Source organism: Fibrobacter sp. (genome assembly GCF_045112255.1).
Classification (GTDB): domain Bacteria; phylum Fibrobacterota; class Fibrobacteria; order Fibrobacterales; family Fibrobacteraceae; genus Fibrobacter.
Genome location: NZ_JBGUHR010000086.1, coordinates 19,012 through 43,007, shown reverse-complemented (window position 1 = coordinate 43,007; position 23,996 = coordinate 19,012). Strand labels below are relative to the sequence as shown.

The 23,996-nt window shown below is 47.8% G+C and carries 22 protein-coding genes; 9 read left to right on the top strand and 13 right to left on the bottom strand.

From position 1 onward, the window contains the following. The first annotated feature begins 86 nt into the window (after nt 1–86). Nucleotides 87–1,331, top strand: a complete 1,245-nt coding sequence (locus tag ACJMM9_RS11505) for an O-antigen translocase (RefSeq protein WP_405326993.1) — start codon at nt 87–89, stop codon at nt 1,329–1,331. Between the two features lie 2 nt (nt 1,332–1,333). Beyond that, entirely contained in the window at nt 1,334–2,209 is an 876-nt protein-coding gene (locus ACJMM9_RS11500) for a glycosyltransferase family 2 protein (protein ID WP_405326990.1), read from the top strand. Here the strand turns inward: ACJMM9_RS11500 and ACJMM9_RS11495 are convergent. The 3 genes from ACJMM9_RS11495 to ACJMM9_RS11485 are packed head-to-tail and all read right to left on the bottom strand — an operon-like array spanning nt 2,206 to nt 4,732. Further along, nucleotides 2,206–3,258: a hypothetical protein gene (locus ACJMM9_RS11495; protein ID WP_405326988.1), complete on the bottom strand. Its 1,053-nt coding sequence runs from the start codon at nt 3,256–3,258 to the stop codon at nt 2,206–2,208. The genes ACJMM9_RS11500 and ACJMM9_RS11495 overlap by 4 nt on opposite strands. Next, a complete protein-coding gene (locus ACJMM9_RS11490; RefSeq protein WP_405326985.1) occupies nt 3,255–4,217 on the bottom strand; it encodes a glycosyltransferase family 2 protein in 963 nt (320 codons plus the stop codon). The genes ACJMM9_RS11495 and ACJMM9_RS11490 overlap by 4 nt, the downstream gene beginning before the upstream one ends. Further along, nucleotides 4,217–4,732: a hypothetical protein gene (locus tag ACJMM9_RS11485; RefSeq protein ID WP_405326983.1), complete on the bottom strand. Its 516-nt coding sequence runs from the start codon at nt 4,730–4,732 to the stop codon at nt 4,217–4,219. The genes ACJMM9_RS11490 and ACJMM9_RS11485 overlap by 1 nt, the downstream gene beginning before the upstream one ends. 117 nt (nt 4,733–4,849) lie before the next feature. On the opposite strand from ACJMM9_RS11485, the gene ACJMM9_RS11480 reads away from it, so the two are divergent. The 3 genes from ACJMM9_RS11480 to ACJMM9_RS11470 all read left to right on the top strand — a co-directional run bounded on the left by ACJMM9_RS11480 (nt 4,850) and on the right by ACJMM9_RS11470 (nt 6,650). Further along, nucleotides 4,850–5,410 carry a hypothetical protein gene (locus ACJMM9_RS11480; protein ID WP_405326981.1) on the top strand — a complete coding sequence of 187 codons (561 nt, stop codon included), beginning with the start codon at nt 4,850–4,852 and terminating at the stop codon, nt 5,408–5,410. An 11-nt stretch (nt 5,411–5,421) separates the two neighbouring features. Then, complete coding sequence (locus ACJMM9_RS11475) at nt 5,422–5,910, top strand: hypothetical protein (protein WP_088639603.1); 489 nt, start codon at nt 5,422–5,424, stop codon at nt 5,908–5,910. Nucleotides 5,911–6,050: 140 nt separating this feature from the next. Then, nucleotides 6,051–6,650 carry a superoxide dismutase gene (locus ACJMM9_RS11470; protein ID WP_405326978.1) on the top strand — a complete coding sequence of 200 codons (600 nt, stop codon included), beginning with the start codon at nt 6,051–6,053 and terminating at the stop codon, nt 6,648–6,650. A 25-nt stretch (nt 6,651–6,675) separates the two neighbouring features. Here ACJMM9_RS11470 and ACJMM9_RS11465 read toward each other — a convergent pair whose 3' ends face one another. The 4 genes from ACJMM9_RS11465 to ACJMM9_RS11450 all read right to left on the bottom strand — a co-directional run bounded on the left by ACJMM9_RS11465 (nt 6,676) and on the right by ACJMM9_RS11450 (nt 9,220). Beyond that, nucleotides 6,676–7,227 carry an N-acetylmuramoyl-L-alanine amidase gene (locus ACJMM9_RS11465; protein WP_405326975.1) on the bottom strand — a complete coding sequence of 184 codons (552 nt, stop codon included), beginning with the start codon at nt 7,225–7,227 and terminating at the stop codon, nt 6,676–6,678. A gap of 130 nt (nt 7,228–7,357) precedes the next feature. Then, nucleotides 7,358–7,795: a GNAT family N-acetyltransferase gene (locus tag ACJMM9_RS11460; RefSeq protein WP_405326972.1), complete on the bottom strand. Its 438-nt coding sequence runs from the start codon at nt 7,793–7,795 to the stop codon at nt 7,358–7,360. Nucleotides 7,796–7,806: 11 nt separating this feature from the next. Continuing rightward, a complete protein-coding gene (locus ACJMM9_RS11455; protein ID WP_405326969.1) occupies nt 7,807–8,538 on the bottom strand; it encodes a hypothetical protein in 732 nt (243 codons plus the stop codon). A 241-nt stretch (nt 8,539–8,779) separates the two neighbouring features. After that, complete coding sequence (locus tag ACJMM9_RS11450; RefSeq protein WP_405326966.1) at nt 8,780–9,220, bottom strand: murein L,D-transpeptidase family protein; 441 nt, start codon at nt 9,218–9,220, stop codon at nt 8,780–8,782. 442 nt (nt 9,221–9,662) lie between these two features. Between ACJMM9_RS11450 and ACJMM9_RS11445 the strand changes: the two genes are divergently transcribed. The 3 genes from ACJMM9_RS11445 (at nt 9,663) to ACJMM9_RS11435 (ending at nt 10,596) form a co-directional block, all read left to right on the top strand. Beyond that, nucleotides 9,663–9,923 carry a hypothetical protein gene (locus tag ACJMM9_RS11445; RefSeq protein WP_405326963.1) on the top strand — a complete coding sequence of 87 codons (261 nt, stop codon included), beginning with the start codon at nt 9,663–9,665 and terminating at the stop codon, nt 9,921–9,923. Between the two features lie 92 nt (nt 9,924–10,015). Then, a complete protein-coding gene (locus ACJMM9_RS11440) occupies nt 10,016–10,285 on the top strand; it encodes a DUF4258 domain-containing protein (RefSeq protein WP_405326960.1) in 270 nt (89 codons plus the stop codon). Beyond that, a complete protein-coding gene (locus ACJMM9_RS11435) occupies nt 10,285–10,596 on the top strand; it encodes a hypothetical protein (RefSeq protein WP_405326957.1) in 312 nt (103 codons plus the stop codon). The genes ACJMM9_RS11440 and ACJMM9_RS11435 overlap by 1 nt, the downstream gene beginning before the upstream one ends. A 925-nt stretch (nt 10,597–11,521) precedes the next feature. Here the strand turns inward: ACJMM9_RS11435 and ACJMM9_RS11430 are convergent. The 6 genes from ACJMM9_RS11430 to ACJMM9_RS11405 all read right to left on the bottom strand — a co-directional run bounded on the left by ACJMM9_RS11430 (nt 11,522) and on the right by ACJMM9_RS11405 (nt 17,059). Next, nucleotides 11,522–12,145, bottom strand: a complete 624-nt coding sequence (locus ACJMM9_RS11430; RefSeq protein ID WP_405326955.1) for a hypothetical protein — start codon at nt 12,143–12,145, stop codon at nt 11,522–11,524. Nucleotides 12,146–12,371: 226 nt separating this feature from the next. Next, complete coding sequence (locus tag ACJMM9_RS11425; RefSeq protein ID WP_405326953.1) at nt 12,372–12,974, bottom strand: 3-isopropylmalate dehydratase small subunit 2; 603 nt, start codon at nt 12,972–12,974, stop codon at nt 12,372–12,374. An 18-nt stretch (nt 12,975–12,992) separates the two neighbouring features. Next, the gene (gene leuC, locus ACJMM9_RS11420) at nt 12,993–14,402 is read right to left on the bottom strand and encodes a 3-isopropylmalate dehydratase large subunit (RefSeq protein WP_405326950.1); all 1,410 of its coding nucleotides are present in this window, start codon (nt 14,400–14,402) and stop codon (nt 12,993–12,995) included. 102 nt (nt 14,403–14,504) lie between these two features. Continuing rightward, a complete protein-coding gene (locus tag ACJMM9_RS11415; RefSeq protein WP_405326947.1) occupies nt 14,505–14,957 on the bottom strand; it encodes a hypothetical protein in 453 nt (150 codons plus the stop codon). 167 nt (nt 14,958–15,124) lie between these two features. Beyond that, a complete protein-coding gene (locus tag ACJMM9_RS11410) occupies nt 15,125–16,648 on the bottom strand; it encodes a M23 family metallopeptidase (protein ID WP_405326945.1) in 1,524 nt (507 codons plus the stop codon). 3 nt (nt 16,649–16,651) lie between these two features. Next, nucleotides 16,652–17,059, bottom strand: coding sequence for a hypothetical protein (locus tag ACJMM9_RS11405; RefSeq protein WP_072828146.1), 408 nt, complete (start codon nt 17,057–17,059; stop codon nt 16,652–16,654). A gap of 410 nt (nt 17,060–17,469) precedes the next feature. On the opposite strand from ACJMM9_RS11405, the gene ACJMM9_RS11400 reads away from it, so the two are divergent. Next, nucleotides 17,470–23,883 carry a tandem-95 repeat protein gene (locus ACJMM9_RS11400; protein WP_405326941.1) on the top strand — a complete coding sequence of 2,138 codons (6,414 nt, stop codon included), beginning with the start codon at nt 17,470–17,472 and terminating at the stop codon, nt 23,881–23,883. Nucleotides 23,884–23,996 lie beyond the last annotated feature (113 nt).

Below are 23,996 nucleotides of genomic sequence, written 5' to 3'. Positions count from 1 at the left end.
CGAAAAAGGAGATGCCCGCTCTCTGGCGGACATGACAACGAGTGGATAAGACTAAATCTGAACAAGTGAATTTTTGGAAAGCGTTTATGGGTTCGGGAATGGTGACGTTCCTGAATGCATTGCGTGTTTTTGTCGTGAACAAGCTTTTGGCTGTATTCCTTCCGCCAGCAGCATTTGCATGTGTCGGGCAGTTCATGAATTTCATGACGATGGGGCAGGCGACTTCTTCACTAGCGCTCCAGAATGGCTGGGTGAGCCTCTCGGCGCAGAACAAGGATCACTTGGAACAGTTACGTGGTGTTTGGCGTGGCGGTTTTCGCTTGACGACTTTTGCAAGCATCGCCACGTTTGCCATTGCTCTTGTCCTTTGCTTTACGGTGCCGCTTGAAAAATTTTTCCCGGGCATTCATCCGCGTCTTGTGCAGGCGGCGGTTATCTTTGCATTGCCGGGCGTTTTTGCGACAAATATCATTACGATTACAGCATCCGTGATGAACGGGCTTGGGTATTACCGCCGTTGGGCGCTCATCAACATGGTGTCTTCGCTGTGGCAAATGCTCTGGGTCGCATTCTTTCTTTATTCAGAACGTTTAAGTGTCCTTTCGATTGTGGCAACGCAGTCCGTTGTTGCCGGAATTTTTGCAGCGCAAATCGCATCCCGTGTGGGCTTTAGCTTAAGTGAAATCCGCAAGTCTGCGCTTGATATCCGTGCTCCGTGGGTTTCTTATGCGTTGATGGGTATTGTTCCGATGGTGCTTTCGCCTGTGGTGCTGACGTTCATGCGAATGACTATTGGCGAGAATTTGGGATGGGATGCGGCTGGCATTTGGCAGGGCATCTGGAAAATTTCAGATTTTTTGACGGCGTTTTTCTCGGCGATTCTTGGCGTGATTATCTTGCCGAAGGTCTCTGCGAAAATGGTAAAATCGGAGTTTTGGAATATGTTTCGCCCGCTTTTGTTGAAGTCGATGGCGCTTGCGCTTGTGGCTGTTTTGATCCTCTATTTTGGTCGTTCGCTTTTTGTCGCGCTGATGCTTTCTTCGGCGTATGCTGGTGCCGCCGACTATATGCCTATGCAGCTGCTGGGCGATTTTTTCCGCGTGGGCGGATGGGCTCTTGGACTTGTGCTGATTGCCCGTCGTGAAACGAAAAAATTCCTGGTTCTTGAAATTTGCTCTGAACTTGTCTTGGCGAGTGCAACTGTAGCTTTCGTTAAGCTTTATGAATTTAATGGCCCGATGATGGCGTATGCGCTCGAAAACTTTTTGACGCTTGTCGCCTCGTTTATTCTTGTGTGTCGTTTAGAGTGGTCTAAAACGGAAGGGGCGTAAACATGAATCCGAAAGTTTCTGTAATCTTGCCGAGCTATAATCACGAACCGTATGTTGAAGCGGCTGTCCGTTCTGTAATGGAACAGACGGGTGTTGATTTTGAGTTGATCGTTATTGATGATGGCAGCAAGGATCGTTCTCCGGAAATTTTGAAACGGCTTTCTGAAGAATTCGGTTTTACGTTTATCCATCGCCCGAATCAAGGTGTTGTTGCAACGCTGAACGAGGCGCTTTCTCTTGCTCGTGGAAAGTATGTGTGTTCGTTTTCTTCGGATGACATTATGCCTCCAGACCGTCTCAAAAAACAGAGCGATTTTCTAGAAGCCCATCCAGAAGCTGTTGCGTGTTTTGGACAAGTTGTTCCGCTGTATGAAGGCGATAGGGTAGGGACCGAGATGGACTGCCGCTACCTCCGCAGCGTACCGCAGGTGACTTTTGAGGAATCTTTTCTTGGCCGAAAAGCCTTGCATGGCTGTGCCGAAATGTTCATTCGCGAAAAGATTCTTGAAATTGGAGCTTATGATAAGCGTTATTTCTTCGAGGATTATCCGCTTTTTCTGAACATCCTTTACCATTATGGCCCGCAGCCGGTTTCGAAGGATTTTGTGTGTTGCTATTACCGCGAACACGGTGATAATTTACATGTAAATCACGACCGGATCTATAGTGAAATTTTGCGCATCCTGGTCGAAAACTACAGTACGCATCCTCTTTATAAAAAGGCTGTCCGCGCTTGGAAAGCCAACTGGTTTTCTGCGGTGGCTGCCCAGAATAAACTAAAGGCGCTATGCCTGATTCCAAAGGTGATTTCGCTTTCTCCGCGCTTCTGGATGCGCTTGCCCAAGCTCTTTATTCCGCGAAGGTTCCTGAAATTCTAATCTTCTACAATTTCATACGGCGCATTGCCTAGCAAAGATGCGTATTTGGGAAAATTAGATGGATAAGTCTTGAATTTGCGATTGCGGTAGAGCTTTGCTTTTGATGCTCGTGAAATGAGGAAAAATTCTGTGAAAGCTTTCAGGTAATCGGTCGCGTTCTTTGAACCGTTGAAATCGATGTGGATGCTTTTCCCCTTGACCGTAACCACATTTGGAAGTTTTTCGGCTTCCGCAAGGAATGTCGGGCTGTCCGCTGTTACAAGCGTTTTTCTTAATGTTGTATCCGAACTGTCATCCCGGACTGGAGGGATCATCTCCTTTTTCAAAACATTCATCGCGGCATTCAAGAGTTTCCGCTTGCCTTTCTCAGACAGCTCCTTGAAAGTGAATTCCTTGAAATCCCCAAGCTTATTCTGGAAGCGGAACGAAATTGCAGTGTAGTTTTCGCCTAGCAGTTTGCTGTAATGTGCAAGTTCTTGTTCTAAAATTGGCGATGGTTTGAAAAGTTCGTTAAAATAAATTGGAAATTCCTTGCCGACGGTATCCACGCACGAATAGAGATGGAACTGTTTGTGATTTGAATCGAGCTGGCGCTCTAGCGCAGAATCGTTGTTGAAATCTTCTCGGTAAAGTAAAACTGGCTTGGCGATTTCACAATTGTGACTGATTTCATTTTCTCCAATAATCCAATTTACTTTGTTTGGCTGCAAAATTTCTTGAAGTTCAAATGGCGATGTATGGAAAATCTTGAAGTCGAGATTGTGCTCTTTGGCGAATTTGTATGCGCTGGTCATTCCGCGGAGCCTGTCGGTGAGTCCACCATGCATCCATTTTCCATCGGCCATGAATATGAGTGTTTGGCGATTCTCGCGATCTTCGTGATTTTCGCTGGCTTTGCAAACCTCACTACGGGTGTCGCTATTTTTGTACCCCTCGTTCAAATGCCTTAGCTTTATCCCGCGCTTGATCAAATAGTCATGAACGCGTTTTTCACCGAAAACGCGCCGCGCTGTGCGGATGAAGACTTCTTTGGGCGTTAAGGGAATCACGAAAGTCCTTTTTTCAAAAGCTTGAGGAAAAGCGGGCGAGGGAGATACGAAAGTAGAATGGCCATGCGGTTTCGCAAGCGGATTTTTAGGTCAAAGAAGGTGCCCAAACGGTACTTGCGAATGTGAGCCATCGCTCTTTTGCGGCAATCTGCAAATTTATCTGAATCCTCGGTTCGCATCAAAATGCTGAAGCTTGCGCTCACGAGCATGCTGCGGGCGGCCTTGTACAACGGCTTCGAGATGCTCTTCATCCTTTCAAAAACATTTTCGGCAACGTCTAGCAACACAATCTTTGATTCGTCAAATGGCGTGGCGAGGTAGCTGCCTGGGCGCTTGCGGTAAAAGTAAAGGTTCGACTTTGTCGTTACAACTTTGTTAGCACCAAGCAAAATTTCTGGAATCAGTGCAAGGTCTTCAAAAATTTGACCAGCCGGGAAAAATTTCCCTTTCCACAGGTCTGCCTTGTATAGCTTATTCCAGGCGGAGTAATCTGGCAACGAGTCTTGGTAAAGCGAAATCCTGGCCGCTTCTTCTGGCGTGAGGCTTGCCGAAATAGATGTGTTGGGTGTTGTTCCGTCGCACTTGTACGCTTCGTCGATATTCTTGATGGAACAGCAGGCTATATCGGCCTGGTGCAACTGCGCTATGAAAAATAAAGTTTCAAGAAAGTTCGGAGCTACGCAGTCATCGCTATCAATAAACGTCACGTATTCGCCGCGCATGATCTTGAGACCCGTATTGCGCGCTTCGGACGGACCCTTGTTCGGTTGCCCGATGAGCTTGAATCTCGAATCAGACGAGGCGTAACCGGCTGCTATTCTAGCTCCGCCATCGGTTGAACCGTCGTCGATGATGATGGCTTCAAAATCCGAAAATGTTTGAGCGATAAGACTATCGAGGCAATCCTTGATGAATGCCTCGGTGTTGTACATCGGGATGATGACGCTTACGGCTGGCATTATTTGCCTTCGGTTTCGTCTACGAAACCTTTAAGTGCTTCGACCCAGCCTGCACGGACAAAAGCGCCAGCTTGGACAAGGTCGTTTTGAGCTTTTTCGTATGCCTTGAGGATGTTGTTGTATTCCGAAACATCCCGCATCATCTTCACGTCGTGGTGGAGCTTCTTTTCAAGCATGTCCTGCTTCCACTGGGCGACTGCGGCAAGATGCTTGCAAGATTCGCCAAAGCAGTCCAGGTAAGCAGGCACGGTATCGAGGAACGTCTTTTCGTATGGCTTGGCTTTGGATTTCGCCTCTTTAACGAGTGCTTTTTGCGGGGTGACGTTCTTTTGCAGTTCGCCCATGAGCCTCACGATACGGATAAAATCCACCTGCGGCCAAATAAGGCTGAACGGCCACATCTTTTTCCAGTGGAACTTGAATATGGATTCGTGCGCGGTATTCTTGGCGCGCATCATTTCCTTGAGGTTGTTGTAGATAATCTGGGACGGTAATTTGTAAATGTCTTCGCTCATACCTGAAGAATATAAAAAATAGGCGTGTTAGTCCTTGTTTTTTACTTTAAATTTGCTTGTTTTTTTTAAATTAAAGTTTAGATTATTTCTGAAAACTCCTCTTTTTAAAGGAATACTATGGATAAGAAGAAAATGAAGATCCTCGTCGTGGTTGACGTTGTCATCCTCGTCGCTCTCATTGTTGTCCTGAAATCCCTCCAGGGTGGCTATGAGGAACAGGCTAAGAGAACTGTCAATGAACAGGAATCGGCTTATTTGGAAAAGAATACGCAAGTCCTCGTGGAACAGTGGCGCTCCATCGATCAGTACAGCATGGCTTGGAAGCTTGTGTATTCCATGCTTTCCGGTGCAAAGACAGAAGCTGCTTTCAAGAGCAATCTTGCTGCGATTGAAAACGACAAGGACGCCCGCTTCAAGCAGATTTCTCACCTTTACACGGGTGCTGGCATTAACGATGCCGTACAGAACAGCATCTATGAAAAGGCTGGCCTTGCCGAAGGTTCTATCCTCGTTAAGAACGAAAAGGGTTCTAAGGAAGTCGCTTGCGGTAAGGACTGCGTCGTGAAGTTCACTTTTGCGAAGGGCAAGCTCAAGAATGTCGATTACAGTGCCCTGGTCCAGTATAACCTTGCAAACAGCCTCAAAATTGAAAAACCGGCTGAATATCATTTTGAATAAGGGAGAACGTCATGAATTTAAAGAATATCGCTATCGCTCTTACCGTTCTCGTCTTTGGCCTTATCGCCATGCTCTTCATGCAGAAGGGCAACTATGTCAACCAGGCTAAGGAACATTACGATGCCACAACGGCCAAGTCCTTCAAGGGCAACTCCATGGTCCTTGAACTTGTCAACAATGGTATCGAAACGAACAAGTCTACATGGGCCATTGCTTGCCAGGCTCTCCAGACGGTGAAAACCTCTCAGGATATGGCAAGGCTCGAAGCCAAGTTCTTCCCGGCAACGAAGGGAACCATGAGCATCACGAACAAGACTCGCCGTTTTGAAGCAAGCTCTGCTAACGTCATCGTTTCCACTTTCGGCAAGGTCGAAGAGGACAAGAAAACGGGCGTAAAGAGCCTCGCTGACCTCCAGTCCGTTGACGTGAGCGTACTCCTCGGCAATGTTGTCGCTGCCGCTGAATCTGACGAAGGTGCAGAAGAAGGCGACGAAGAATAGCGCTTTGTATTTCTTGTTGTGCCCGCTTTCGAGCGGGCTTTTTCTGTTTTTATAAGGACATTGAATTTTTTTTGATGCTTTATGAGGCTGGCATAGTATATATTTATTAAGAGCAATGATTTATCGAAGGAGAAAAATTTATGATTCAACCTATCAATGGAAAATTCGAAATGCCGGTCCTCCCGTATGGCACTTCAGATTTGTCTCCTGTGCTTAGTGCCGAGACTCTTGATTTTCATTTCGGCAAGCATTTGCAGACATACCTGAATAATTTAAATGCCGCACTTCCGGGGAGTGCTTTTGAAGGTAAAACCGTCGAAGAAATTGTAAAAACTGCCGATGGGGCTGTGTTTAATAATGCTGGCCAATTCTTGAACCATTGCATGTATTTTATGCAGTTTAAGGCGCCGTTTGCAGGGAATATTCCGACCGGGAAGATTGCTGATGCTATTGTCAGTGATTTTGGTTCAATCGAAAAATTCCAAGACGAATTTCAGGCGAAGGGGGCTGGGCTTTTTGGTTCCGGCTGGGTTTGGCTATCGGCAGATGCCTCTGGCAAACTTGTAATCACGCAGGAAGTCAATGCCCAAAATCCGCTAACAAAGGGCTTGAAACCGCTCCTCACGTTTGACGTGTGGGAACATGCTTACTATATCGATTACCGCAATCGCCGTCCGGACTATCTCAAGACGCTTTGGAACATCGTTAATTGGGATGTCGTGAACGAACGTCTCGGTTAACGTTTCATAAACACCGTCATCAGTTCTACTGCTGCAGCATGGCGTTCACCTTTTCTGCAATTTCAGACATGTGTCCTTCGAGAAACTCTCCTGGACATGCCTTGTTCGCAAACCACTTGTGGAGGGTGAGGTTCTGTAGCAGTTTACCCTCGGCGTCTGTTTTCCCTATGAGCGACTTGTCGTGCTTCCAGCGGAGCTGGGTAATCCCGTTCCTACGGCATACATCGGCGACGAGCTTGATTAATGATTCGTATGCTTCGGTGTAGACGGCGTAAGGGGATTTGCTATCGCTTGATACTTCGATGGTTATAGCTCGATGGTCGTTCTCGGGGTTGCTGCTGCACCAACTACGGGATGATTCCGGCACGTACATGGCGATTCGCCCGTCTTTACCGATGCCGTAATTTGAAGATGCCATAACAGCCTTGTTCGCAAAATGTGTTCCGAGATTTTCGACTGACATCTGGCCTGCTGTGCAGTGGATGGTAATCGTATCTATCGCATGCGTTCTTATTGTAGTCTTGTTCGGTGATAGAGCAACGTAAGATACGAGTGGACTGTTGGTGTAGTTTGCCATGTGCATTCTCCTTCTTGGCTTGTTTGTACAAATGATTTATACTTTACTTTTTTTGTAATATACTTTCATTTGTGAGGTTTGCAAAAGTGTATGCACAAAGTTACAGTTGCAATACAAAGAATGTGGGGTGCTAGAGAATTTTCTTCATGCGGATGCATTCAAAGATGCCCCAGCGGTGCGGCTGATCACCGATGAGCTTGTACCCAAGCTTCTCGTAAAATCCTGTGGCTTCTAGGCGGCTGTCGATGATGATCTGTTTGTAGCCGCACTCGGCGATCCATTTTTCGGCTTCGCGGACGGCCATGGCGCCGAGCTTTTGACCGCGATATTCCGGCATGACGACTACGCGCCCGATTGTTGCTGTTTCTTCATCAATTTCGTAGAATCTGCATGTTGCTACGGGATATTCATCGTCAAGTAGAACGATGAACTTCGTGCCGTCGCAATCGTGTTCGTCAAATTCATCACGGAGCGAAATGTGATACGCCCGATTCATCGCCTGGATGCGCACTGAATAAGCGCCTGCGCGTTGCCATTCTTCTGTTGCACGGAGAACTTTGATATCCATTGGGTTGCCTTTTAATCAAGCTTGTCAAAGAAAATCTCACCGTCTTGCTGGACGATGGTGATGGTGTGTGTGCCTTTGTTGCCCATGTCGTTGTAATGGACGAGGAATTTGCCATCGCCAAGCGGTTCAATCTTTTCGACTTCGCGGATGTCCTCGCCATCCTGCGCATTGCTGCGGAATTTCCAGACGGCGTAGCCGCCACCATCGCTGAACTCGTCGTCGTAGGCTTTTGAAAGTTCTTGCGCGAGACTCATTGTGCAATACTTCGCGATGACGGAGTCGTTCGCGAATTCGTTCCCGAAGATATGCTTGCTGTAGAACGTTTGGATTTTTTCTATGGCTTGGGTGTTTGTGTTGTTGCTTGAGTTCTTTTTTGTTTCTTCTGGCAAAAAGCCGTGATTCTTGAAAATTCTGAAAATCTTGATGTAACGTTCGTCATTATGATTGCTAGGTCCAATGGAAAATCTATTTAAACGTTTTTCATCCGCGACCTCGATGGATACGTTTGAACATAGATAAGCAATCTGATATATATCCAAATAAACGCCAAGGGGCTTTGTTTCGATGGATTTTAAATCGAAAATACTTAATTCGGTAAATTCGTTGAAAATGGCTTTAGCTTCTTGTGGTTCCGCTGTTTTTACTGTTTTATGAATGGCTTTGCCGTCATCTTCATAAATGGTCTTGGTGCATTTAGAAAAATCGGCTGTTTTGCACGTGAATTCCAGAGCGAGACCGCCCATATCGTCATTGGAAAATGCGTACCGTAGGGAGAATAAATCACCTGATGAAATTGGCTTTAAGTCGTATTTGCTTAAAAGGTTCTTTAAATTTTGTTCGTCATCTGCGTTGAATTCATGAAACTCGTCAATTCGAAAAACATTTGCTTGGTCTAATTTAAAAATGATATCATGATGAAAGTATATCAGTGCAATTACGCATATTGCCACGGCGATCCAAATAAACTTTTTCTTTTTCATAATTCTAAGGCTTGATGGTTATCGGTGTACCGTCTTTGACGGCGTCGTAGATTTCTTCGATTTCGTCGTTCGTGACCGCGATGCAGCCGGCAGTCCAATCTTTCCACTTGTGCCAGAATTTAAAGAGGAACGCCGGAATCTTGTTCGGGTAGCCGTGGATCATGATGTCGCCACCGGGCTCGTAGTTGCCATCTTTTGCGGCCTTGATTTGTTCTGCGTTCGGGTACGAGATCCTCATCGATAAATGAAAAATGCTCTTTGGATTGTGCTTCTCGATGATGTAGTTGCCCTCGGGCGTCTTGTTGTCGCCGGATTTGACTTTCGCTCCGACAGGATTCTTGCCCAATGAAATTCTGTATGATTTGACAACAACATCGCCCTTGAGTAAGTACATTTTGCGGTTTGCCTTTTCTACGAGAATGTTGTCGATGGGTGAGGAGAGCATGACTTTTGGGGTTTCCTTTTCCGATGAGCAAGAGAACAAAAGAAATGTTAGTAAAAGTAGGAGTGTGCTTGAAATTTTCATTAGATGATTTGAAATGTTGTATGTTAAACATTCTGCAATATAAAAAATGTTTAATGGGGGCGAAGGTGGCTGTCTTCAAAAATTTTGTACGCCACTTCAATTCTTGGGGATAGCTGGATGGTGACAAGGTCTTTGTCTTTTTCAATTTTTGCAGCGTAATCCATTATGATTTGAAAAATAAATCATTTGAAATCGTGTTGCAATGGTTGGGTTTGACACAGTAAGAGATGTTTGTAAAATTTTTTCATGCCCCTTGCCAGCTATTCGAAAGTTAGGTACAATTACTGCATCCCGAACGCATCTCGTTAATTTAAGGCGAGGTGCGTTTTCGTTTTATTGCGAAAACGCCTCAGAAAGTTAAATGGTTACGAAAGTGACCGAAAACGGAGGCTATAATATGAGTCGCAGCTATAAGAAACCGTTTGTGAAAATGGCTTCGGATGTAGAGTTTCAAAAAATGGCGAATCGAGAGTTCCGTCGTAAGACCAAAAATGTCTTGCGGGGTTCTGCTGATCCTGAACGTCACATGCTGGAAAAGAACCATAAAGAGGGTGATTGCTGGGAATGGCCTTCTGAAGGAGTTAAACTACCAGTTTCGGACCCAAAGGGGATTAGGAAATAAAATTGCACAGAAAAAGACAAAGTACAATACATTTGTGATTACAATTGTATTGACAATTGTGTGTACGGTAATTATATTGAGGGGTAGAATTAGTGGCTAGATGGAATTCGGAAAAAAATGAATTGTTAAAGGCGACGAGGCATGTTTCTTTCGAACAGGTCGAAGAAATTATGCGGAAGAATGAGGTTATAGACGATTACGAACACCCGAATCAAGAAAAATATCCGGGGCAGAGAATCTTGGTTGTTAAAATTGACGGCTACTGTTGTGTTGTTCCGTATAAGCCCGAGCCTGATGGCGATATTTGGCTTAAGACTATAGTGCCGAGTCGAGTTGCGCAGAAAAAATATGGAGGACTATAATGTTGTCTTTTAAAGAGCATGCGAAAAAGTTCAATCTAGACGAAGAGGAACAAGAAATCCTTGCCGATTTCGAGGCTAATCACGCAGGAAAACCTCAGATTACCGAAGAACGTAAAAAAGAACTTGCGTCGTTAGCGAATGCTTCTTACATGTTTAGGGCTTCTGCGAAGAAACCCTATACGATTCGTTTGCACTCTGGTGCGGTCGAAGTTATTAAGGCTTTTACGGATCGCTTTGGTGGACACTACCAAACGCTTGTCGATGATGCTGTGATAGAACTTGCTGCAAAACTCAAGGCAGAGATGGTGTAGGGATTCCCCCCTTTACCTAGGGCTTCGTCCTAAAGCACTCTACTCGTAAAGAGTCTAGATAAGATGTGAGCTCCGGTTAAACCTAATTATTTCAATAAATGGTTGTATTTCGAGTTTTTTGCTTGATCTTTTCCCAATAGGCTTCTTATTCTTTCTTTTTGTCAGCTTCATCAATTCTTGTTGCAATAGCTGCTATCAAAAAAATAATTAACCATAATGCTAACAAAATACCAAAGACCCAAGCCCCTATTTTGCCGAAAACTTTTAATGGTGTATAATTATTGGTGATAACCCCGGCTATGATTAAGCAGATTAAAATTATTCATAACATATGTATATATGTCCTATTTTTACGTTTACCTCGTCTTACAAAGAGAACCTATAAGACTAAAAAGTCAATTTTAATTAATTAGATTCTTATGTAAGAAGGGTTTCTTCCTGCGTTCCTTTAAAAATCCTTCGTCATTTTCTTTTGAGACTGGTCAAAATATAAGCTAGATAAAAAAGCGAGAATGTTAAATAAAGATTGCCTCCTTTGTCTCCCATGAAACAAAGGAGCAATGCAGACGAAAACATGAGTAAAAAAATGATGATATTCTTTTTCATATAAGAATAGAACTATTGATATCTTATTCTAAACTTTTTTAGTTTATCGAGTCTCTTAAGTTCCTATAAAGCCTGCTTCTAAAATATACCTTTATTTATGCGGGGTCGCAAAAGATTTGTTTTTGGAAAAATATAAATATTGGATGAAAATTGTGATTTTGTCCATTTTTTTTGTGCTTGTTATTCAAAAAAAACGCTCAGGCTTTTAACCTGGACGTTTTTGAAATGTGACTGGATTGCTTCGCTACGCTCGCAATGACGTGGGAGCAGAGATGGTGTAGGGGAGGTTACGTCGCTTAGGGCTTCTCCCTAAATCCCTTTACATCCTGCATGCTTTTTTCAGATTGTCTTTATCATCTGGGCAAGATGTCATAACTTTACAGGCTTCTTCTTTCTTGTTTTCGCGGAAAAGCTGGTAGGCGTAAATGCAGGCGGCTTTTTCGTTGCCCGCTTCGATTTCGCTCATGAACAGGTTGTCTGCTTCGGCGAGTTTTTCGCTGTTATTTTCGGCCTTGGCTTGTTCGCGGAGTACGATGGCGTATTCGGGGTTCAGAATTTTAGTGTCGCCTCCGTGGTTGAGAGCCTTTTCATAATAATATTTAGATGTTTCGAGGTTGTTCAAACGTCCTTCGGCGGCGGCAAAGCCCCAGTAGGACTCGTAGCGGGTAGAATCAATGAGCCAAGCCTGGTTGAATCGTTTGATGGCAGTTCCGATATCGCCTCGTTTGAAAAACGACCATCCGACAGCCATCATATGGTCAAAGGATTCTTTTTCCTTGCCTTTTGTCAAGGCCAGAAATTCCTGGTCCGCTTGCTGCATTTTTGCGCTCTTGGGCTGGTTGCCATATTCCGGAATTTCGTTGATGCTGCGTTGACGAGGGCCGCTCGCGCAACCGACAAGTGCGATGATGCTCAGTGCTGAAATGACTGTCAAAATTTTCATAATAAAATCTCCTTAATCGAATGTAGTTTTTTTTTAACAATTGTAAACATACAAAATAAAAAAAAACGCCCAAGCTTTGAACCTGGACGTTTTTGAAATGAATGCGTGGATTGCTTCGCCTCTGAGAGGCTCGCAATGACGTGGAAGCTTAGTGATGCAGAAATAAGCTTGCTTATTTCTATATCCGAAGCGAACCATTCATGCGCTTGCGCAATGACGTCTTTAATTACTTAAGGAAGTTCATGTACGGGAGCTTCTTGGCGAGTTCCTGCACCTTGTCGGCGTTGGCCATAAGGGCGGAACGTGCGTGCCAGGAACCGTCGAGGAACTGACCGCGCGGGCCTTCAGCAAGCGTGAGTTTGATGGTTTTGTCACCCATCTTGAGCGTACGGCTTTCGGTGCTCGTCACGAGTTCTTCGCTCGGGTGAGCTTCGATCCAGGAGAGAATCTTGTCTGCAACTTCGTGGCTTACTTTGTAGCATGGAACGCCAATAGCGACGCAGTTACCGAAGAAGATTTCGGAGTAGCTTTCGGCGATGATGGCACGGATGCCCCAGCGCTTGAGAGCCTGCGGAGCGTGTTCACGGCTGGAACCGCAACCGAAGTTCTGGTTCGAAACGAGAATGGAGCCGTTCTTGTATGCCGGATCGCGGAACGGGTGGACCTTGCCCTGAGCGGCGAGGCCAGCGATATCGTCGGCAAAGGCGTTTGCGCCGAGGCCTTCGAACGTGACGCACTTGAGGAAGCGTGCCGGGATGATACGGTCAGTGTCGATGTCGTTGCCGCGTACAGGAACGCCGGAACCTTTAACAATGTCGATAGAATTCATCTTTTAAATCTCCTTGCGTTACTTGATGTACTTGCGGACGTCAGTGATCTTGCCTTCGATGGCGGCGGCAGCCACCATGGCGGGGCTCATGAGGATGGTGCGGCCCGTCGGGCTGCCCTGGCGGCCCTTGAAGTTACGGTTGCTGGAGCTTGCGCTCACTTGGCGGCCCTTGAGCTTATCCGGGTTCATAGCGAGGCAGAGCGAGCAGCCTGCTTCGCGCCATTCGGCACCGGCTTCCTTAAAGATCTTGTCGAGACCGAGAGCTTCGGCTTCCACCTTGATCTTCATGGAACCCGGAACGACCCACATCTTGACGGTCGGGGCAACCTTGTGGCCCTTGATGATTTCGGCGGCTGCCTGCAAGTCGGAGAGGCGGCCGTTGGTGCAGCTACCCACGAAGGCGATGTCGATCGGGCGGCCAATCATCTGGCTGCCTTCTTCCCAGCCCATGTATTCATAAGCTTCGGAAATGACCTTCTTTTCGCTGCCTTCGAATTCGTCGATCTTCGGCATGTTGCCGTTGAGCGGGATGGCCTGAGCCGGAGTGATACCCCAGGTAACCATCGGTTCGAGGTTGTCGCAGTTGATTTCGACTTCGTCGTCAAACTGAGCATCGGCGTCGGTAGCCACAGACTTCCAGTAAGCAACGGCTTCGTCCCACTTGTCAGCCTTCGGGGCGTACGGACGGCCCTTGAGGTATTCAAAAGTCTTTTCGTCGGGGTTGCAGTAACCGACGCGGGCGCCACCTTCGATAGCCATGTTGCAGACCGTCATACGGCCTTCCATGCCCATTTCTTCGATGACCGGACCAGCAAATTCGTAAGCGTAGCCAACGCCACCGTTCACGCCGAGCTTGGCAATGTAGGCAAGTGCTACGTCCTTGGCGGTCACACCCGGCTTGAGCTTGCCGGTGAACTTGATGCGGCGAGTCTTCAAGGGGCTCATGGCGAGCGTCTGGGTGGCGAGAACGTCTGCCACCTGGCTTGTGCCGATACCGAATGCGATAGCACCGAATGCACCGTGCGTTGCCGTGTGAGAGTCACCGCAAGCTACGGTCATACCCGGCTGCGTAACGCCTTCTTCCGGGCCGACGATGTGGATCACGCCCTGTTCGCTGGTGCTGGGGCCAAAGAACTTGATGCCGTTATTCTTGGTGTTGTTTTCGATATGGGAGAACATCTCTTCGGAAATGCCGTCCTGGAGCGGGCGGTTGCGTTCCGGGAAAGTGGTCGGGATAATGTGGTCGACCGTTGCAAAAGTGCGTTCCGGGAACAGCACCTTCTGGCCTTCTTCGCGGAGCTGGGCGAAGGCCTGCGGACTTGTCACTTCGTGGCAGAGGTGAAGCCCGATAAAGAGCTGGCACTGGCCGCTCGGGAGCTTAGCTACCGTGTGGCTTTCGAAAATTTTCTGATAGAGTGATTTTCCCATAGATTTGTCTCTTTTAGGTTTGTTTTATTGCGGGTCAAATATAGAAAAAAAAACACGGCCTTGAAAGCCGTGCCAATGTAGTCTTAACAAGAAAAACTTGAATTAGAACTGTTCAATCTGGGTGTTGAACTTGTACTTGTCCTTGTAGTAGGCAAGCATTTCGTTGCTGTTGGAGAATGCGCGGCGCAGCGGATCGCGGAGGGCTGGTTCTCTCTTGACTTTCTTCTGGATTTCAGGAACGACGTCCTTGAAGAAAAGTTCGTTGCTGGCTGCAGCAACATGGTTCTGGTTGAAATCCATGTGGTAACGACGTTCAACCATCTGGAATAAATCGGACTGGCAGGAATTTTCCGGCGGCAAGTGGCTTGCGACAGGCATATAGCACTGCTTGATGTAGTCTTGCTTCATGCTGACGATGAGGCTGTCAATGGCGGGAATGTTGTGTACCGAATCATGATGGTAGGCGAGTTCGGCTTTGGGGGTAACAACGCTAGAGCAACCAGTGAAGAGTGCTACTGCGATGATGAGGGATGCCCCAATGATGGATTTTTTCATGTCCTAATCCTTTTGTTTTGACATTGCTTTTTTTACTACATCAATCCCGTGTACCAAAGTTACTTAATTGTGGATTATTTTGCGATAGTATGGGTGTAAATTTGCTGTTACAAATGCCCGTTTTTTGCATATTTTTACGTTACGTGTGACGTAAAACACCTAAAATTCTATTTCGATGTTGGTTTGAACTTGTAAAACCACTTGATGGGGTCAATGACATCGTAACGGACATTGCCGACGCGTTTTTTCCCTTTCTTGCTGACAAGGCCTGTTACAATGTGCGCGTGGGGGCCTGTGGTGTGGCCTGTGGTGCCGACCGTTGCAATCGGGTCGCCCGGCATGACTTCCTGGCCGTTCAGATAAAGGAGCTTATCGCAGTGCATGAACAGGATAACGTCGTTTTTGCGGACAAGGGCTATGATGATGCCGCCACGCTCGTCACGGCTTGTCCATGCCTTGGCGCCAAACGGGGCTAGAATACGCGCACCCTGGCGGCTTGCGACGTCGATGCCGTTGTGCTTTCTTTGCGTGGCCGTTGCGTATTCGTGGTAAAATTCGGTTATATAGGATATGCTGTCCGAAATAACTGATGTCCAGTATTTCCATGCGGCGCCGATGGTGTCTGCTGAGGCCGGGCGCTTTATGTCGTCTGGGCGCGAAAAGCGGATTGTTGTTCCTTTGGGCGGAATGTTGAGGTTTCCCTTTTCCCAAGCGGTTACGCCAAAACCGTTGTCTTCAAGCGTTTTCGCGACGTAGTTCTTGATCATCTTCTCGTTTGTGATGATGGCGTCAAATCGACCAATGGCGTAACGGGCGATGCGTTGCATGTTTTCAACGCCGTCGAAGGTGTATTCAAATGACGGGGCTACGGATAGCTGGTTTCTTTCCTGGATGCGGTCGCGGAGGTTGGAATCGCTCCTGTCGATGTCTGTGACAAAGAGGAATGGTGCGACAATGATGGCTAAAAGCAGTAGCGGGAACAGGTTGCGTACGAGCCTTGGTACGCCGTCAAGCGGGTTTTTGACGAGAATGGAAACCTTATGGAGCTTTTTGACGATTTTTGCGAATTCTTCTGGATTCTTTTGGAAATCGGCAGCGAGAGCTTCTTTGATGGCGCAGGCGTTGCGGCGGATTGCTTTACGGGCTTTCGGGTATTTCCGCCTAGCGGGGAGTTCTTTTGAGAGCCATAGAATCTCGATTCCCTGTGATTCCTTGACATCCTCGATGAACGATGCTGCCGAGTTTGCTGATTTCTCGGAAACATGCATGATCAGGATTCGGGCCATCGAGACCAGTGCTCCGACATTTTCAACTTGTTCTGTCGAAATGATTCCGATGACATGGGGGGCGATCTTTTCGAGATTCTTGAGATTGTGGTAGAGAGTTCTAAATTCGGTGTCCGATGAGGGAATGGCTTTTTTCCCTGAGAACATTATGTTTCCGTCGGTGGCGGAAATCTGTTCAATATCGTCGTGGGAAAGTCGCTTTTGAGAAAGATCTAAGGCCTGGAATGGCGCGCTTCCTGCGAACGGATGCTTGCCGGAAAAGTCAATTACAATAAAACGCGCACCGGCGTTAAGTGCCAGTGCGAATTTCTGCAAGGCTTCCGTGGGCAACGCCTCTTCGTCAGAGATGGCGAAAAGCGTTAGCCCGCCTTGGTTGTAAAGGTTTTCCAGGACCTTTCTTTGCATGCCTTACTTGGCGGCACCGCGCGGATAGGAGTAGCCAGAAGGAGGAGCAGCGACGAACTTGTCGACCTGGAGGTAAAGTTCTTCTGCAGATGCTGCCGGGTTGAAGAAAATTTCCTGGTTTCTGTTCTGGCTGCGGCCCTTGATCGGCTCGTTGCGGCGGCCACGGCTAACGATACCGAGCGGGAGCACTTCAAGGAGCGGGAGGAGGCCGAAGTAGCGGAAAAGGCTGAAGTTCTTCTGCCAAGTGGTGCGTTCTGCCAAGATAGCAAAGGTTCCTTCGATGATAGACTTGCTCTGGAGAAGATCCTCAGAGGTCATCGTCACGAGTTCGTGATTGGTGGGGAAGTTATTCTGGAAGTTTACCATGTCGCCTTTGAGATAATTGGCGTCGCAGAGAAATACGAATTTCATTGTTTTTCCTGATTTGTATTGGTTTATTTTAAAAAATAGTTTTTTTTGGAATGTTTTGTCACTTTTCGGAGCGATATAAAGACGGATAAGACCTGTTTTTTATCCAGTTTTACAAAAAATTTACAATAGATCTGGGCTATAACAGTTTTTTTTCACAGTAGGTGTTTTTTTGAAAGGAGGTCTCTAGGCGACTTTTTTTTGCCGACATTCATATAATTCGTTGATAGTCAAGGAATTATGCGTTTTATAGAAGATTGTTGGACAAAAATATCTTTTTTTGCTATGAAAAAAGATGATTGACAATTGAAAAGATTTTAAGGAAAAGCGTTATATTTAAATACGTTTTTAAGGACGTGTGATAAATTTCATAGGGAAATTTTGATTGCGTGTATGGTATTCGGAGAAATAAAATGAATAAACTGAAAAGGTCCATGACGACCTTGCTTGCTTCTGCTAGTGTGATTGCAACGTCATCGTTTGCGCAAAATCCTGCACCTGCGGCCCCGGCTCCACAAGATGCTCCCGCGCCTGCAGCTGCTCCTGTGAGTGAACCTGCTCCGGCTGTTGAACCAGCTCCGGCGAATGAACCCCCTCAAGTTGGCGGTATTCCAGGCGAATCCATCCTGGAAGGTGGAACTTTCTCGAAGATTAAACTCGACAATTTTGTATCTGACGATTCAGACCAGCCCTCGCAGATCCGCTGGAAGGTGAGCGGCAACAAAAATTTGAAGGTTTCGATTTCTCCCGACCATACTGTTGAAATTGCGACTCCGAATCCGCTTTGGAATGGCTCCGAAGACTTGACCTTTACGGCAACGGACTCCAAGGGCGCTTCTGCCTCTGAAACGGTGAACTTTACGGTTGAATCCGTGAATAACCCGCCAGTGGTTTCGCAAATCCCGAGCCAGGTCATTACGGAAGGTAAACAGTTCGCAAAGATCCGTCTGGACGATTTTGTGAACGACCCGGACCATAAGAAGGACCAGATTTCCTGGGATACGGAAGTTATTCCGGCCGGCGGCCCCCAGGCTGATGGTGATCTGTCCGTGACGATTGACGGAAACCGTGTAGCGACAGTCGTCGTCCCTGATGCTCATTGGTATGGCGCTGCCACAATCAAGTTTATTGCCAATGACCCGGATTACGGTAGCGACAACAAGACGGTCGCATTTACGGTTACTCCGGTGAATGACCCTCCGACATTCACGAAGAAAATCCCGGACCAGGTTATTGATGAAAAGAACCAGTTCGACATGATTTCCCTTGCGGACTATGTTACGGACCCGGATGACGATGTCATGAAGCTCAAGTGGTCGGTGACGGGCAACAAGGACCTTAAGATCGAAATCGACAATTACGGCTCTGCCATCGTGACCATCCCGAATGAATACTGGAACGGTCAGGAACGCGTGACGTTTACCGTGACGGACGCTGCCGGCGCTTCTGCAAAGCAGGATGTTCTCTTCAAGGTGAACTCCATTAACGACGCTCCTGAGTTTGTTCAGAACATTCCTGACCAGACGATTGACGAAAAGCAGGAATTTGCTCCGATCCAGCTTGGACAGTACGTGAAGGACCCGGACCACCGCATCGAAATGCTCAAGTGGGCTGTTTCGGGAGCCAAGGACTTGAAAGTCTCTGTTTCTGGTGGCGTTGCCACAATCCGCATTCCGAATAAACTCTGGAACGGCTCTGAATCCATCAAGTTCAAGGCTACGGACCCGGAAGGCGCTTCTGCTGATTGCGAAGCCATGTTTACGGTCAACTCCGTGAATGACTTGCCGAAGTTCATTCGCCCGATTCCGAACCAGAATATCAATGAAAAGCAGCAGTTTACCAAGATCAAGCTTGATGACTTTGTCAAGGACGAAGACCACAAGAATTCCGAACTCTCTTGGGATGTCGAAGTTAAGCACCAGGGGCCGATGCCGGAACTTGGTACGCTCAATGTGAATATTGACGATCAGCATGTCGCCACTGTTGAAATCCCGGATCCGAGCTGGAATGGCAACACGGTTGCGACATTTACCGTGACGGACCCGGAAGGCGGTACTGCAAAGCAGGATGTCGCTCTCAATGTGCGTTCTGTGAATGACCCGCCGGTATTCAAGAAAATCCCGGACCAGGCCGTTGATGAAAAGAACGAATTTACATCGTTTATCCTGGATGATTACCTGAGCGATGCTGACCATGACTTCTCCAAGCTCAAGGTTGAAGTGACGGGCAACAAGGATCTCAAGGTCAATATCGATAACAGGTCTCATGAAGTTTCCGTGAAGATCCCGCACGACCAGTGGAACGGTACTGAAACGTTGATGTTTACGGCGACGGACCCGGAAGGCGCTCGTGCATCGACTTCTGCCAAGTTTACGGTCAAGGCGATCAACGACCCGCCGGTCATGAAGGATATTCGCGAACAGACGATCAAGGAAAAGGGCGAATTCCAGCCGATTGAACTCGACAACTTTGTCGAAGATCTTGACCATGCCAAGAATCGCCTCAAGTGGACGATTACGGGCAACAAGGAACTCAAGGTTGCTATGGATGCAGCCCATGTTGCACGTATCACTCCGCCGTCTCCGCAGTGGCACGGTGCCGAAGCACTGACGTTCAAGGTATGCGACCCGGATAACGCTTGCGATGAACGCACGGCGAACTTTACGGTGGAATCCGTGAACGACGTTCCGATGTTCGTGAAGCAGGTGATGCCGCAGACGATTCGTGAAAAGGGCCAGTTCCAGCCGATTAAGCTTGCTGACCTTGTGAAGGACTTGGATAACAAGCTTTCTGAACTCACGTTCTCTGTCTCTAGCAAGCCGGCTGCCGGTTCCAAGAAGAGAGAATCTGAACTCAAGGTCGAAATTGACGACCAGAAGGTTGCAAAGATTGTCATTCCGAACAAGTTCTGGAATGGCGCTGAAGAAATTACGTTTACGGTGACGGACCCGGAAGGTGCTAAGGCTTCCTCTTCTGCACTCTTCACTGTGGAATCCGTGAACGACCTCCCGGAAATCAAGCAGGTGGCAGACCAGACCATTCAGGAAAAGGGTGAATTCACTCCGTTCAACGTGTCTGAACTCGTGTCTGACCCGGATGACCGCTTTGAAAGCCTGAAGATTGACTTTACGGGCAATAAGGACCTCAAGGTTGATATGTCCAAGTCGGGCATTGTGACCGTCAAGACCCCGAATAAGATGTGGAATGGCTCCGAAAAGGTGACATTCACCGTGACGGACCCGTCTGGTGCCAAGGCTCGTACAACGGCTACATTTACCGTTGTTTCTGTGAATGACCCGCCGGTCATGAAGGATATTGCAAGCCAGACCGTCAAGGAAAAAGAATCGTTCAAGCCGATTGAACTTGACAATTACGTTGAAGACCTTGACCATGCCAAGAATCGCCTCAAGTGGAAGATCGAAGGCAACAAGGACCTCCGCGTGACGATGGATGCAACGCACAAGGTGACGGTGACTCCGCCGAACGCAAGCTGGAATGGTTCTGAAAAGATCCGCTTTACGGTGACGGACCCGGATGGCGCCTCGGATAGCAAGGAAGTGACGTTTACCGTGCTTTCTGTGAACGATGCTCCGGAATTTGTTCGTGACCTCCGCGACCAGTCGATTGACGAAAAGAAGCAGTTCCAGCCGATCAAGCTTGCTGACTTCGTGAAGGATGCGGACCACAAGATTAGCGATCTCAAGTGGACGTTCAAGGTAAGCCCGATTAGCCAGGCTTCTTCCAAGAAGAAAGGCAAGAAGGATGACGAAGAACCGGCTGGTGAAAAGCTCAGCGTGAATGTGGATGCAAACCAGGTGGCTAACATTGTCATTCCGAACAAGTACTGGCACGGCGCTGCTAACATCACGTTTACGGCAACGGACCCGGAAGGTGCTTCTGCAAGCAAGACGGCTCGCTTTGAAGTGCGCTCCGTGAACGATGCTCCGGTGATTGCTGCTAACGCTCCGACGGGCGAAACGATTCTCGAAGGTGGCCGTTTCAAGACGATCGACCTTTCGACTCTTGCCGAAGACCCGGATCATCCGGCATCTTCCTTGAAGTGGGAAGTTTCTGGCAATCGTGACCTCAAGGTGGATATCCGCAAGGACAACACCGTGATTATATCTGTCCCGGACAAGCAGTGGAGCGGTAAGGAAAACCTCACGTTCTCCGTGACGGACCCGGAAGGCGCTTATGCACGCCACAAGATGCTCTTTGAAGTGACTCGCGTGAACGATCCTCCGACGTTCGTGAAGAGAATCCCGGACCAGAAGATCAAGGAAAAGGAAACCTTCAAGCAGATCAAGCTTGACGAATTCGTGAAGGACCCGGACAACAAGCCGAATGAACTTCGCTGGAGAATCACGGGTGCCAAGCAGCTCAAGGCTGAAATCTCTGCAAGCCGCGTACTTACGGTGACGGCTCCGAACAAGGATTTCTGGTGCACACCAGAACTGATGATGCTCGAAGTGAGCGACCCGGATGGTGCCAAGACATCCCAGACGATTTCGTTTGAAATTGTGTCTGTGAACGATCCTCCGGTCTTGAGGGACATTCCGCCGCAGAAAATCCGTGAAAAGGGACAGTTCAAGGATATCGACTTGAGCAAGTTTGTCCGTGACCCGGATAACTCCATGGAACAGCTTTCCTGGGCCGTCAAGGTGCAAAAGCCGGAATCTGAACAGGCCAAGAAGAGCAAAAAGGGCAAGAAAGGTAAGAAGGATGACGACGACGAGGAAGAAGAAGTTGTCAAGGATGCCTTCAGTGTCGTGATTTACAAGGGCGGCCTCGCTCACATCAACATTGCCGACAAGTACTGGCATGGTGAACGCAATGTCGTGTTCACGGTGAAGGACCCGGATGGTGCAACGGATTCCAAGACTGTTAACTTTGCCGTGGAGTCTGTGAATGACGCTCCGGTTATCAGACCGATTTTGGCCCAGACCATCAAGGAAAAAGAACACTTTGAACCGATTGACTTGACGAAGTTTGTATCTGACCCGGATCATCCGACAAGCTCCTTGAAATTTGAAATCGCTCCGACTCGCGCTCTCAAGGCGACGATCAATGCGAAAAAGCAGCTCGTGGTGACCACTCCGGACAAGTACTGGAACGGCTCTGAAAAGATCCGTCTCGACGTGACCGACCCGGAAGGCGCAAGGGCTTCTCAGCAGATCGATTTTGAAGTGACCCCGGTGAACGATCCTCCTGTGATTACGAAGGAAATCGGTAATCAGAAGATCAAAGAGAAAGAAAGATTTACTCCGGTTGATCTTGCAAAGATCGTGAATGACCCGGACAACAAGCCGAATGAACTCAAGTGGACTGTTTCTGGCAACAAGGATCTCGTTGTCGATATCAAGAACGGCCGCGCCAGCGTGACGACTCCGAACCCGAACTGGTTTGGTAAGGAAACGCTTACGTTCACGGTGATGGATCCGGCTGGCGACAAACAGTCTGCCAAGGCTACATTCGAAGTGATCCCGGTGAACGATCCTCCGAAGTTTAAGCCGATTCCGCCGCAGGTCATCGATGAGAAGAAGACCTTCCCGGCTATTGACTTGACCAAGTTTGTGACGGACCCGGACAACAGCGTCGATGAACTCAAGTGGTCTATCGATGGCGAAAATCCGTTTGCCGCTGCTCCTGCAAAGTCCAAGAAGAAGGACAAGAAAAAGGACAAGAAGAAAAAGAAGCATGTTGAAGAAGAACCGGCTCCGAAGTTCGGAAAGCATGAACTCAAGTACAACATTAGCGACAAGGGTATCCTCACTGTTGAAATCCCGAACAAGTACTGGAACGGTAGTGAAACGGTGACGATCAACGTGTTTGACCCGAGCAAGGAAAAGGCTTCTACTGAAGTGCGCTTTACGGTGAAGTCCGTGAACGACGTTCCTGTGGTGAAGGAAATTCCGGGACAGACGACTCTCGAAGGCAAGACGTTCAAGCCGATTAACTTGGATGAATTTGTTAGCGACCCGGACCATAAGAACAGCGAAATTCGTTGGAAGGTTACTGGCGCCAAGAATCTCGACGTGAGAATCAACGCCAACCGCGTTGCTGAAATCAAGCCGAGAAGAGACAACTGGTTCGGTGAAGAAACGCTCGTCTTCACTGCAACGGACCCGGCTGGTGGCACGGACAAGTCTGTTGTGAAGTTCATCGTGAAGCATGTGAATGCAGCTCCGGTGATGCGCGACATTCCTGACTATACTATTAGGGAAAATCAGAACGAAGGCGTTATTGCTACGATTAAGCTGGACCAGTACGCTCGCGATAAGGACCACAACTTCGACGATCTCAAGTGGAAGTTCACGGGTCAGAAGCAGTTGCAAGTGACTTACGACAGGGCCAAGAAGACTGTGATTGTGGCCCAGCCGTACTCTCATTGGAAGGGCAAGCCGGAACGTATCACGTTCACGGTCACAGACCCGGAAGGTGCAACGGCCCATAAGACAGCTACATTCACGGTGATCGCTGTGAACAACGCTCCGGAAACGAAGCCGCTCTCTTACCAGACTCGCGAAGGCGAAACGCTCAAGGTCCCGGCATCTACAGGCCTTATGTCTGCCGCTAAGGATCCGGATGGCGATAAGCTCGAATCTGTGAAGACTGTGATGAAGCCGCGCAATGGTCGAATCGTCTTGAACGAAAAGAATGGTTCCTTCGAATACACCCCGAACAAGGGCTTCTCTGGAATCGATGAATTTACGTACAAGGTGTTTGACCCGTCTGGACTCGGTTCCAAGGTGACGAACGTGGAAATCAATGTCCAGTTCAAGCCGAAGGATGTCCGCGGCAATAGCGCAAACAAGAAAAAGAAATAAGTTTTTCCTTGTAAAATGAAGAGCGCCTCGTGGTTAAAACCGCGGGGCGTTTTTGCGTTTAGTAGGAAGTTAGAAGTAGGCGATAGGAAGGGGTGTGCTGCTTCCTGCGACGA